The 12,725-nt window shown below is 41.9% G+C and carries 10 protein-coding genes; 7 read left to right on the top strand and 3 right to left on the bottom strand.

Going from position 1 to position 12,725, the window contains the following annotated elements; translation table 11 throughout:
* Nucleotides 1–23 precede the first annotated feature (23 nt).
* Both QUE46_RS17850 and QUE46_RS17845 read left to right on the top strand, forming a co-directional pair.
* Nucleotides 24–422: a hypothetical protein gene (locus QUE46_RS17850; RefSeq protein ID WP_286249052.1), complete on the top strand. Its 399-nt coding sequence runs from the start codon at nt 24–26 to the stop codon at nt 420–422.
* Nucleotides 423–425: 3 nt separating this feature from the next.
* Nucleotides 426–1,250, top strand: a complete 825-nt coding sequence (locus tag QUE46_RS17845) for a class I SAM-dependent methyltransferase (protein ID WP_286249051.1) — start codon at nt 426–428, stop codon at nt 1,248–1,250.
* Here QUE46_RS17845 and QUE46_RS17840 read toward each other — a convergent pair.
* Nucleotides 1,245–2,855 carry a GMC family oxidoreductase gene (locus QUE46_RS17840; RefSeq protein ID WP_286249050.1) on the bottom strand — a complete coding sequence of 537 codons (1,611 nt, stop codon included), beginning with the start codon at nt 2,853–2,855 and terminating at the stop codon, nt 1,245–1,247. The genes QUE46_RS17845 and QUE46_RS17840 overlap by 6 nt on opposite strands.
* 102 nt (nt 2,856–2,957) lie before the next feature.
* Here QUE46_RS17840 and QUE46_RS17835 point away from each other — a divergent pair, with 102 nt between their 5' ends.
* The 4 genes from QUE46_RS17835 to QUE46_RS17820 all read left to right on the top strand — a co-directional run bounded on the left by QUE46_RS17835 (nt 2,958) and on the right by QUE46_RS17820 (nt 7,438).
* Nucleotides 2,958–3,974, top strand: a complete 1,017-nt coding sequence (locus tag QUE46_RS17835) for an AraC family transcriptional regulator (protein WP_286249048.1) — start codon at nt 2,958–2,960, stop codon at nt 3,972–3,974.
* Nucleotides 3,975–4,262: 288 nt separating this feature from the next.
* The gene (locus tag QUE46_RS17830; protein ID WP_286249046.1) at nt 4,263–5,264 is read left to right on the top strand and encodes a Gfo/Idh/MocA family protein; all 1,002 of its coding nucleotides are present in this window, start codon (nt 4,263–4,265) and stop codon (nt 5,262–5,264) included.
* A gap of 347 nt (nt 5,265–5,611) precedes the next feature.
* Complete coding sequence (locus QUE46_RS17825) at nt 5,612–6,361, top strand: FadR/GntR family transcriptional regulator (protein ID WP_004587131.1); 750 nt, start codon at nt 5,612–5,614, stop codon at nt 6,359–6,361.
* A 219-nt stretch (nt 6,362–6,580) separates the two neighbouring features.
* Nucleotides 6,581–7,438, top strand: a complete 858-nt coding sequence (locus tag QUE46_RS17820; protein ID WP_286249041.1) for a DMT family transporter — start codon at nt 6,581–6,583, stop codon at nt 7,436–7,438.
* Between the two features lie 74 nt (nt 7,439–7,512).
* Here QUE46_RS17820 and QUE46_RS17815 read toward each other — a convergent pair whose 3' ends face one another.
* Nucleotides 7,513–8,691: an MFS transporter gene (locus QUE46_RS17815; RefSeq protein WP_286249039.1), complete on the bottom strand. Its 1,179-nt coding sequence runs from the start codon at nt 8,689–8,691 to the stop codon at nt 7,513–7,515.
* 78 nt (nt 8,692–8,769) lie between these two features.
* Nucleotides 8,770–9,864 (bottom strand): NADH:flavin oxidoreductase/NADH oxidase, encoded by a 1,095-nt coding sequence (locus tag QUE46_RS17810; RefSeq protein ID WP_286249037.1) that lies wholly within the window; start codon nt 9,862–9,864, stop codon nt 8,770–8,772.
* 406 nt (nt 9,865–10,270) lie between these two features.
* Here QUE46_RS17810 and QUE46_RS17805 point away from each other — a divergent pair, with 406 nt between their 5' ends.
* Nucleotides 10,271–12,688: a TonB-dependent receptor gene (locus tag QUE46_RS17805; RefSeq protein WP_286249035.1), complete on the top strand. Its 2,418-nt coding sequence runs from the start codon at nt 10,271–10,273 to the stop codon at nt 12,686–12,688.
* Nucleotides 12,689–12,725: the final 37 nt, after the last annotated feature.

Below are 12,725 nucleotides of genomic sequence, written 5' to 3'. Positions count from 1 at the left end.
GCACTGCTATTTAAGGACGCACCATGATTGATACACTACGCCAGCAGCTCAACGAGCTTGGCGAAAACTACGTAGAAAAAAACGCCGCTTTTAAAATTAAAGTTATTCCGTTTTTTTGCGCTATTAGCATTAAAAAAGATCACAAAAATGAAGGCCGGCTCAGCTTTTACTCAAATCAATTAATAGAAATACTGTTAGTTGTGTTATTTATGCTGTTTGGGCTTACGCTTTATAACCCCGAAGCAGGTTTTACACATGGCCCTGTTCATATTGTGTTTGCTATTTTAATTACCTTTAATCTAATTTTAAAACAAATAGCCATTGAAGGGCTCAAAACACGCCTTGCGTTTCATCGTTTGCATGGTGCTAATACAGCACAAAACACGCAAAGTTCAGATCAAAACTCTCACACACCTAATTAAGCTATGTATTTAAATCCTAATTGGCGAATTCTCACCGTAGGCGATGGCGATCTATCGTTCTCACATGCGGTGGTTAACCATATAAAACCGGCAAAGTTAGTCGCATCTACCTATGATAGCGCCAAAATCATAGAGCAAAAATACCAACATAATGCGCTCAATAGCTTAAAAAAATGTAATGTTGAGGTTATTAATAGCTTTGATGTAACTAATCCTTCGTGTTGGCAAAAATTAGCCGCCCACCAACACAGCTTTGATGTAGTTATTTTTCAGTTTCCGCTTATACCTGCCTTTGTAGGGCGCGAAGCATTTGAAAGCAACACCCAAAAAACCAGCATGAACGTACTTAATCGTGCGTTACTTCATCAATTTATTAAATATGCTAACAATTATGCGCTCGACAAAAGCGGGCCTATGCTTTGCTACATCACCTCAAAAGATGTAAAGCCCTACCGCGAGTGGAATATTGAAGGCAGCTTAAGTGTTGGCCTTGAGGCTAAATACACGGGCCAAATGCCTTTTGATATAAACCAATTTGATGGCTACAAAATAAGAAATGTAGACCGTGATAAACATGTAAAAGACACCAGCGGCATCACTTATGTGTTTAGTCCTAAAGTAATCTCGTTACACACAAACGAACTAAGCGCTCACCTTACAAAGCCTGCGTATTTAGGTGAAGATCACTGCTCGCTTTGTCGGGTAGGCCCTTTTATTGCCACCGAAGATGAAAACAAACACCTTAACGCTAAAAAGCACCAACAAATGCTTAAACTAGAAGATGACTGGCAGGCGTGGCTTACTGACTTTTACAGCCACACTTTATAACCCCGTTTTATAGCTTAATTTAATTAAATCAGCGGCCTTTTCAGCAATAGCAATAACAGGCGCATTTGTATTACCTGTTACTATGGTTGGCATAATTGAGGCATCAATAACCCTTAGCTTTCCTACCCCGTGTACTTGTAGCTTGTTATTAACCACCGCCATGTTGTCGGTGCCCATTTTGCAGGTGCCAACAGGGTGATATTCGGTATCGGCTGTTTGGCGAATAAACTCAATAAGCTGGGCGTCGTTATTTACATCGAGCGGGTAAACAAAGTTGCCACGAATTTTATCAAAGGCGGGGCTTTGCATAATACGCAGCGCTTTTTTAAGCCCTGCAAGCATAAGCGATAGATCATCTGGGTGGCTTAAATAATTAGGGTCAATAAGCGGCGCACTGCGTGGGTTGCTATTGGCAAGCCGTATTGTCCCTCGGCTTTTTGGGCGCATAATACTACTGTGAATACTATAGCCATGGCCAAGGTGAACCTTGCGGCTATGATCGTCCACCAGCCCGATTACAAACTCAAGTTGAATATCTGGCGCGGGCGAATTATCCAACACATTAATAAACGCATGTGACTCAGCAAAATTACTGGTTAATACCCCACAGCGTTTACTAAACCACTGCGCACACCCTTTAATAATACTTGCAGCCCCTTTTACACTTATCCCAAAGGTGCCTTTTGCTGTATTTGCTTTACACAAAGGCACCACGGTTAAGTGATCTTGTAAATTAGCCCCTACTCCTTCCAGTGCATGTTCCTGTGGTATGTTATGCGCTGCTAAATGCGCTTTAGGGCCAATTCCTGACAGCATTAACACTTGCGGCGAGTTAATTGCACCGGCGCTTAAAAGCACCTCCTTTTTGGCCATTAAAGTGGTGGTTTTACCGTCGCGCTCAAGCTCTACTCCGTAGGCAACCTTATTTTTGATTATAATTTTATTAACGTGGCTGTGGGTAAACACACTAAGGTTAGGCCTATTTAAGTGTGGTGTTAAATACGCTTTTGCAGCACTACAGCGCTCACCATTATGTTGCGTAACCTGCGAAAGCCGCGCTCCATGTTGCTCAGCGCCATTTATATCGTCATTTAACTGTATTCCTTGCTCAATACACGCTTTTAAAAAGCAAGTGTTTACCGTACTTGGCTTAGTCAGCTCTTGCACATGCAAAGGCCCTTTTGTGCCATGTAGCGCGTTATTAAACGTTTTATTGTTTTCGGCTTTTATAAAGTACGGTAATAAACTGTTGTAGTCCCAGCCTGGGTTACCATTTTTTGCCCAGTTATCGTAATCGAATTTATTGCCGCGTATATAAACCATGGCATTAGTAGAGCTAGACCCGCCAAGTACTTTGCCACGCGGCACAAAGCCACATCGGTTATTAAGGGCCTTTTGCGGTACTGTGTTGTAATGCCAACTATTTATGCCATATGGCACACTTGCTGCGATACCCGCCGGCATCTGTATAAAAGCGCTCTTATCGCTACCGCCAGACTCTATTAAACATACACTGATCTGCTCATCTTCTGATAAGCGTGCTGCCAGCACACACCCCGCACTACCAGCGCCAATAATAATATAATCAAACGTATGGTTACTCATAGGTGCCTTTAAATCGTCACTAATTAAAGCACTATAGTGCATAGATTAACGTCACAAAACTTGATATTTTTAGACATCCTCTTTAATTTACAGCACCAGTGTATGAGCAGCCCAATACGTGCCACCTCTTTATATTCAATAGATTCGTTAATTAAAGAGCTTGGCGCAGACCCAGCAAGCGTAATGGAAACCTGTAAGGTCAATGTCGACTTTAATAACCTTGAAAACCAATATTTACCCTATTTGAGCTATGCAAATTTATTAGAGTACTGCAGCCACACACTTAATTGCCCAAGCTTTGGGCTTAAACTAGCAAATAAACAAAACTTTGATATTTTAGGGCACATAGCCATAGCCGCTAAAAGTGGCACTAATTTAGAAGAGGCGCTTAGCTGGGTGGTTAAATATTTACACTTACACAGCCCCGCACTGTGCTTAACAACGCACTCATTAGATAATGACGAGAGCTTATTTTTATCGTTTGAATTTAACCTAAGGCCCCTGCCACAAATAAATCAAGCCATAGAGCTCACGCTAGGTTTAGCCATGAGCATAATTAAAAAATTAAGTAATAATCAGTGCAAGCCAAGCACTGTGTTTTTACCGCAAAAGCTGGCAGCTAATACACACGCATACCAAACCTATTTTGGCTGTAAAGTAATAGAGCACCGCAACAGTGCGGGCATTGTAATAAACAAAGCAGACTTATCAATAAAGCTTAACCACAGCAACCTTAATAAAACCGACGCAGCCTTTAACTTTTTAGCCAAACGCAACGAACATAGCCAGTCATTACCTGCCCAAGTAAGTGCACTAATAAGGCCTATGCTGCCTATTTACCAATGTTCAAACCAAACTATTGCCGAGGCGCTTAATATGCACCCGCGTACTTTGCACCGTGAGTTGGCTAAACATAACACCAGCTTTGTAAAACTCAAAGACACCACTCGACGCGCGCTAGCAGCCCATTACTTGCTTCAAAAACAATACTCTATCAGCGCTATTTCAATGCTTTTAGGTTACCAGGAGCAAGCAACCTTATGCGCAAGTGTTAAACGCTGGTTTGGCTGTTCTCCTAGGGCGTGTCGAACTTTGTGGATTGAAATTTATTCAATCTAGGGGCGATTTAATCGCGGCGCGAGGTTTGTAACCTAGTGGGCTAAGTAAAAATGGAGCAACAAAGAGTCAATCGTCCCTAGAAAGAACCCATAGGGCAGCGCATGTTTGGTCTTTATGCTGCTTTATCGCTTTTTTATGGGGAATAACCACACTACATAGGCTCTGCCTTGCCTAAAAACAAAACATACTGCTGTAAATTCAACCACCAAAGGTCAACACGCCCTAAAGCATACAGAGCAAAAAAAATGTTAAAGTAGCGGCTCTTATTATTTAAGCTAAGGAGCAGGCATGAACTTTGTTATTGTCGGTACAAATTTTATAAGTGACACCCTATTAAGCGCAGCAAATACGCTACCTGCATTTAATTTATATGGTGTGTGCTCACGCAAGCAATCGAGCGGTGAAGCCTTTTTATCTAATCACCCAAATACTAATGTAGAGATTTTCACCTCAATTGAGCAGGTATGCCAAAACCCCCATGTTGATGCGGTGTATATTGCAGCGCCAAATAGCCTACACAAACAATATGCAGTAATGTGCCTTGAAGCAGGCAAGCATGTATTAGGCGAAAAACCTTCAGCCGCTAACAGCCAAGAGCTAGACGCTATTTTAACTGCAGCTAAAGCTAATAAACGCCTCTATATGGAAGCAATGATGACCACGCATTTGCCAAATTTTACACGGCTTAAAAATGCGCTTAGTAAAATTGGCAAACCCCGTAAGTTTATTGGTCAATACAGTCAGTACTCATCACGTTACGATAAATATAAAAACGGCGAACGCCCAAATACCTTTTTACCCGACTTTGCCAATGGCGCTCTACTCGACTTAGGCGTTTATCCGCTTTATATACTTATAGCACTTTGGGGGGCTCCACAGCGCGTGAGTGCCAGTGGTGTGTTATTAGATACAGGCGTAGATGGCGCAGGCGACGTATTATTAAATTACGATGATAAACAAGCCGTTATTAGCTACTCTAAAATTTCTCAAGGCGACAACATAACCGAAATACAAGGTGAGCGCGGACGCTTACGAATACATGCCGTGTCGCAGTTAAAACACATAGAGTTTGTTGCTAATAACGGGGAGGTTGAGGTTATTTCTGATAAATTTGATGAGCACTTTATGAAATACGAAGTTGCGCACTTTATGCAAACCATAAACGCGCAAAAGCTAGAGTCAGATGTTAATACACATCAACTTGCCCGCGACGTAATGAACGTACTTGATACCGCAAGAAAACAGCTCGGGGTAGTTTACCCTAATGATAATAGCGCTACAGCGGACTAAAGTTGACCCCCATCCGTGGGCAATCAAGGTTAGGGCCAGATTTAAAATTGTCGGCTTACTTATTTTTATTGGTAAAGCCAAACAAAGTGCCCTAACTACCCTTTATATAAAAGAGCAAAGTTAACTTAGCACACAAAAACATGACCAATCAAGCTAGCCAATTATTAAAATTTATACTAAATTGGTAACATAAAAAGGTTAACACTCATTTATAATATTATATGACCGTTACATCACTTTAGAATTTTGACATAATAGTGAATTTTGGGGTAACCTCTGCTAATAACAGTAGGTTTAGGCTATTTGAGCCTATTAGCCGCTATTCCTTAAGGTAATAAAGGTAGAATATGGGAAACCGTCGCTTATTTTGGCGCATTGTTGATAAAGTTGAAGCTTTGATAAACCAAGGAGAGTTTTCTGCTGGGAGTCGTTTACCACCAGAGCGAGAACTTGCCGACATGTTTGACGTAAGCCGCCCAACAATTCGTGAAGCTATTATTGCATTAGAAGTACGAGGCCGCGTAGAGGTTAAAACCGGCTCAGGCGTTTATGTAATAGAACAACAAGAAACATCTGTAAAAACAAAAGAGATCAGCGCTTTTGAGCTAACCCAAGCTCGCGCACTCATTGAAGGTGAAATAGCTGCACTTGCCGCTCAATCAATCACCGATGAAGAACTAGCTCAATTAAAGCAAACGCTAATAGCCATGGAAAAAGGCTTATATGTAGAACAAGCAGACCGCGAGTTTCACGAAATAATAGCGCGTGCTACACGTAACAAAGCCCTTGAGTATGCGGTGGCAAATTTGTGGGATTTACGCCTTAACAACTCCCAAATTGTGGCTGATTACGGCAGCGTGTGTAAAAACAATAACGATTGCGTAATGGATGAGCACACCGCTATTTATAATGCGCTGCAAACACACGACGCAAGCGCCGCACGTACCGCAATGCATAAACACTTTAACCGTTTAATTAATGCATTATTTGACGCAGTAGAAGCGCGTGCGCTTGAAGAGATAAAACGTAAAAATGATGAAAAACGTGGCCTATATTCTTTAGATGGCTTAGTTAAAAGTGCTAGCAAAACACATTAAAACAACCTAAACGTTGATAAGCCAGCGAGCTATTCGCTGGCTTTTTTATTTTAAGGCGCTCAGCTTTTGCATTTGGTTATGCATAAGCAGTTACGCAAATTCATCGCACATATTAGTCACTCCCTCCGAAATTTAATTTGTATGCCTTACAAGCTATTACTTAGCCAATAAAAAACAGATACACTGCGCAAAACTCGGCGATTGTTACCAAGGAAAACAATGCAATCATCCACTAAAGACTTTTTGCTCGCGCTTGTGTGCGTAATTTTAGCAATGATCACCATTCAATCTGGAGCCTCATTTGCTAAGCAGTTATTTCCTGTTGTTGGCCCCGAAGGCACCACTGCACTTAGGCTTGGCTTTTCTGCACTTATATTATGTTTAATATTTAAACCGTGGAAACACCTGCCAGCTAAAGGTAATCGGTTATCAATTGTGGTGTACGGTTTAAGCCTAGGCGGAATGAACATTTTATTTTATTACGCCATTGACCGTATCCCTTTAGGGATTGGTGTTGCGCTTGAATTTACCGGCCCACTTGCTGTGGCGTTATTTAGCTCACGCGCTAAGCGCGACTTATTTTGGGTGGCGTGTGCCATTGCGGGTATTTTACTGTTACTGCCCGATATGAGCAGTCAAGAAAGCCTAGACCCAATAGGCGTAGTACTTGCGCTAGGTGCCGGTGCCTGTTGGGCAGCCTATATTTTATTTGGCAAAAAAACCGGCACGCAAAGCTCGGGCGGCGCAACGGTCGCTTTGGGTATGACCGTTGCAGCCATTGTACTTGTACCTTATGGCGGCATATTACAAAGCAGTGCGTTTACATGGAGTGTTATACCGCTGGGCATTGGCATTGCTATTTTATCAAGTGCATTGCCCTATACACTTGAAATGGTTGCCCTGCGCAATATGCCCGCTCAAGGGTTTAGTATTATGCTAAGTTTAGAGCCTGCATTTGCTGCCTTGGCAGGCTTTATAATACTTGGCGAGTTATTAACCTTATGGCAATGGTTAGCTATTTTATTGGTGATTATAGCCTCGGTGGGTAGCTCATTTTCGAGTGCTAAAAAACAGTAATCGCCTCAATATAAAGGCCAGCACATAACTGCGCTGGCCTTTTAAATAACAAATTCTATATAACCTGTATCGCGCTACTTTCTACTTGTCATTAAATAGCCTACTAGTGATATAACAGGCATACCTACTGCCACTAACGCTACGCTTTCCCAGCCACCAGCTTCGTATAGTGGGCTTGCCATTAACGAGCCAAGCGCCCCGCCTACAAAAATACTGGTCATGTAAATGGCGTTTAAGCGAGCTCGGCTTTGTGGCTCTAATGAATATACCACTCGCTGACCCAGCACCATATTTGCTTGCACAGCAAAATCAATAAACACACCTGTTAAAGCTAAAATTATTATCCCATTGGGTAACTCAAATAAGCTAGGTAAAAAACACACTGTGGCAATCACCTTCGCCAATAACGATAACTGGTGTGTATAACCTTTATCGGCTAAACGCCCTACAATAGGGGCTGCTATAGCACCTGCTGCGCCAACTAAAGCAAATAAAGCTATTTGTGATTGCGATAGGGCATATTCTCGCGCAAGTACAATGGGTACGCTTGTCCAAAATAAGCTAAAAGAGGCAAACATAAGCGCCTGATACAGCGCTCGCTGGCGCAGCACAGGCTGCTGTATTATTAGCTGCTTAAGCGATTTTAATAACTTAAAGTAGGTTGTATTTTGTGTCGGTTGCCTGCTTGGTATCGCAAAATAAATAACACTGGCTATAAATGCCATACAGGCTGCGGCAAAGTAAAACACAGCTCGCCAACCAAAATGATCGGCTATTAAACTCGAAACTGGCCTGGCTAATAAAATACCCAGTAACAACCCCGCCATTATATTACCCAGTACTTGCCCACGTTTTTCATCTGACGATAAATGCGCAGCAAGCGGTATTAATACCTGCACCGATACAGAGCTTGCCCCAACTAATAAACATAATAGCAGCATTACACTTGGGCTTTGCGCCAAGCCTACGCCTATTAAACTTAAAAATGTTATAGCTAAGGTAATGAGCATTAAGCGTTTATTTTCAACTAAATCAGCCAATGGCACTAAAAAAAACAGTCCCAATGCGTAGCCAATTTGTGTAAGCGACACAATAAAACTTGCGCTGTGCGCATTTAAGCCAACATCGGGCGCTAATAACTCAATGATAGGCTGAGCATAATAAATATTTGCCACAATAAGGCCGCAGCACAGTGCAATAATACTCACTAATATATTACTTATTTGCACTGGCTGTGTAGCTGCTTGGTTCATGAAACACTCTAATTTTTAACGAATAAAACCCACTGCATATAATGCAGTGGGTAGCCATGGTAAATGTAAAAATGTAAGTTACTTAATAGGTGAAGGCTGCCCATGCGGGCTAGATCGCAAATACTGTTTTGGTGCCTTAACAGTTGCGCCAAGCTCAGCTGCTGCATGCCAAGGCCAATGCGGGTTATACAATATACCTCGTGCTAGTGCTACGCCATCGGCTTGCTGTTCGCTAATAATATCTTCGGCTTGTTGTGGCTCGGTAATTAAACCTACGGCTATAACCGGCATATTCACAGCCTCTTTAATAGCGGTTGCAAATGGCACCTGAAAATTTGGTTTAACAGGTATTTGCTGTTCTGGGCTTAAACCCGCTGTACTTACGTGAATAAAATCGCAGCCAAGTTCATTAAGCGCTTTAGCAAGCTCAATAGATTGCTCTAAATCCCAACCACCTTCTACCCAATCAGTCGCAGAGATACGAATACCTACCGGTTTATGGCTTGCAAATTCAGCTCTTACTGCTTTAAACACCTCAATCACAAGGCGCATACGGTTTTGTAAACTGCCGCCGTATTCATCATCACGCTTGTTTGAAAGTGGTGATAAAAACTGGTGTAACAAATAACCATGCGCGCCATGTATTTCAATTAAATCAAGGCCAAGCTCGTCAGCGCGTTTAGCGGCACTAACAAAGTCTTTAATTAATGTGTTTATATCGGATTGGCTCATGGCTTTAGGCACTGGACTATTATCGTCATACGCAACAGCTGAAGGCGCAAGTGTTTGCCAGCCGTTTTCATCCGTTGGGTTTAATGCGCCACCCCCATCCCATGGTTTTTCTGTAGATGCTTTACGCCCAGCGTGCGCTAGCTGAATGCCAATTGGCATGGGGCTGTATTGCCTAATAGCTTTTAAGCTTTTACCTAGTGCTTGCTGGGTTTCGCTATTCCAAAGCCCTAAATCACCGTAACTAATACGCCCCTCAGGGTTAACCGCTGTAGCTTCTAAAATAAGTAACCCTGCCCCGCTTAAGCTTAACTGTCCTAAATGAATAGTGTGCCAATCACTGGCTGCACCATTATTGGCTGAGTACTGGCACATAGGCGCAATAATAATGCGGTTGTTCAAGGTGAGTTGCCCTATGTTTAACTTTGAGAATAACTGACTCATAATTTAATCCTGTAAATGCGCGCACACATGTGCGAATTGAAGTAGCTTACGATAACTAAGAACAATGGGGATCAAACTAAAAATTTATAGGGCTAAAAATTAAATAAACCACTGAAAAATAGACCTACAAATTTTGTATTAACAAACAACACAATTACTACAAAATAATAAACATGAATGGCTATTTACATTTGCTCAATGAGGAAAAAGCACATTATTTGTACCTTATTTAGCCAACACATTGGATGTAATAGCTATTTATATAATTTTTTACCGTCACTTTATCTATATTTATTCCAAAAAAGTGAATTAAAATTCAATTTTATCATTCCCAGCCACCTAACTCCCTGCTAAACTATTCACTTAATTTACTAATGTAAAACATTTGAACTGGGGATCACTTTTTATGTTTAAACCAAGCTTGTTAACCTTGGCTATTTCGAGCGCAGTTTCTGGCGCATTTATATTTTCTAATTCAGCAGTGGCGCAAGAAGAAGTCATAGCTCAAAAAAAATCGCTCGAAGTAATCGAAGTAACAGCAACAAGGCGCAGCGGCTCGGTGCAAAATGCACCGCTAAACATTACCGCACTTGATGCCGATGTAATGAAAGATCAAAACATTGGCGAACTTGCCGATGTAGCGCGTTGGGTGCCTGGTTTAACAATTACCGATCAAGGTGGTCGCTCAGGCTCGCCTATTATTGTACGTGGTTTAAACACTAATTCGTCAGGCCCATCATCAGATGGTGGCACAGTAGCTACTTACGTTAACGAAATTCCAGTGTCAGTTGATATGCGCTTGGTAGACATAGAACGCGTAGAAGTACTTATTGGGCCACAAGGTACATTATATGGTGCTGGTACTTTAGGCGGCGCAATTCGTTACATGCTTAAAGAGCCAGAGCTTGATTTTACCTCGGTAGAAGTATTTGGTGACCTATTTCAAACTCAAGAAAGTGACTCTTTAGGCGGCGAAGGTGGCTTTATTGTTAACCTGCCAATTATTGAAGATAAATTAGCAGTACGTGCAAGCTTAAACGTATACGAAGACCCAGGTTTTATTGATTATGCTTACACAGTACGTGAGCCAGGTGTATCGCTCCCAGACCCTGATTGGAGCAACGCCGAGGAAGTAAACAACAATATAAAAAATGTAAAAGACGCAAACGGCGAAACCACCACTACAGGGCGTATTTCAGTTCGCTTCAAACCAAGCGAAACATTTGAAGGAACACTTAACTACTTTTATCAAAACCAAGACAGCGAAGGCCGTTCAATTGTTCATTACAACAGCCTAAACGATGATAACGGTTTAAGCGATATTGTAGGTAAATACGAGTCGGCTTATCGTTATGAAGAGCCGCGCGAAAAAGAAGATCAATTACTAAGCCTTGAACTAAAAGCAGACCTAGGTTTTGCAGAGCTAGTATCGGCTACAGGTATTTCAAGCTTTGATGCCGACGGCCAACGTGACCAAACCGATTTACTTATTCGTCTTGATTACGGCTACGAAGAATTCCCTGCGTTTTCATCATACACACGTGAAATTGACGAAGAAGACACCTTCACGCAAGAGCTGCGTTTAGTATCGCAAAGCGATAGCGACTTTAACTGGATTGTGGGTGGCTTTTACAACAAAACAGAAACCGAAGCATCAAGCAGAGAGTTTACGCCTGGGTTTGACCAATTCGCTGTTGATAACTTTGGTGGCGCGCAGCTAAGGCCTGACTCATTAGAATACTTAGAGCTTACAAAAAGTAAAGTCACTGAGTCTGCGCTATTCGGCGAAGTTGGCTACCAAGTTACCGAAAAATTAGATGTTACCATTGGCGCACGTTTTTACGAATACGATGTAGAGGCGCAAGCAGCATTTGACTTCCCGCTTGCAAATACACTTTATGGCGATGCAGACCCTGATGCAATCACAGTTGCTTATGAAAAAGACGAAGCAGGCGATAACGGTAACTTATTCAAATTTAATGCTAAATACCAGTTTACTGACTCAGTAATGGGTTATGTAACAGTAAGTGAAGGCTTTAGAATTGGCGGTTCCAACCTTCTAGCTGTTTGCCCTGATCCTATCCCTGAAAACCAGCAAACAGGGTGTGGTAACGCTGACGAAAGGCTTTTTGTTGCAGATACTACTACAAACTACGAGCTAGGCTTTAAAAGCACCTGGTTTAGAAGCCAATTACACTTTAACGCTGCTTTATTTAATGTAGATTGGGATGATGCGCAAATTGCAGGCGCAACAGATGTAGGCCAACTCCCGTACTTATCTAACGCAGGTAGTGCAAACGCAAAAGGGATTGAGCTATCTACCCGTGCCATTTTATCTGACTCGTTTACCGTGTACGCAACCTATGCTTATACAAAAGCAGAGCTAACGTCAGACGCACCATTTTTGTTTAATGCTGATGGCACAGACGGCGCAGAAGACGGCGACCGTTTACCAGGCTCGCCAGAGCATCAGTTCTCAATGGGTGTAAACTACCAAACAGATGTATTTAGCGATAAAACCCTTGATATTAACTACGGTTTAACCGCACAAAGCGATGTACTTTCAAAAGTAGGTTTGCATGACAATGGCGAAACCCTGCCAGGTTACAGCTTAAGCAATATATCTGCTAAGCTAACAGCCGATGAGTGGTCGACTACTTTATATGTTGATAACCTATTCAACAAATATGCATTTACATCGGTTCGTCGCTCAGATGCTGACATAACAACTGCAAACGGTGCCGACATACAACGTAACTACGGTCACTTTGTAAATCAGCCACTCACAGTAGGTGTTAAATTTAACTACAAATTTGAAATATAATTTATAGTCACTTTTAAACAATGTGTTAAGGCTCAAA

The organism is Pseudoalteromonas sp. MM1 (genome assembly GCF_030296835.1).
Taxonomy (GTDB): Bacteria; Pseudomonadota; Gammaproteobacteria; order Enterobacterales; family Alteromonadaceae; genus Pseudoalteromonas.
This window is presented reverse-complemented; position numbering and strand designations above follow the sequence as displayed.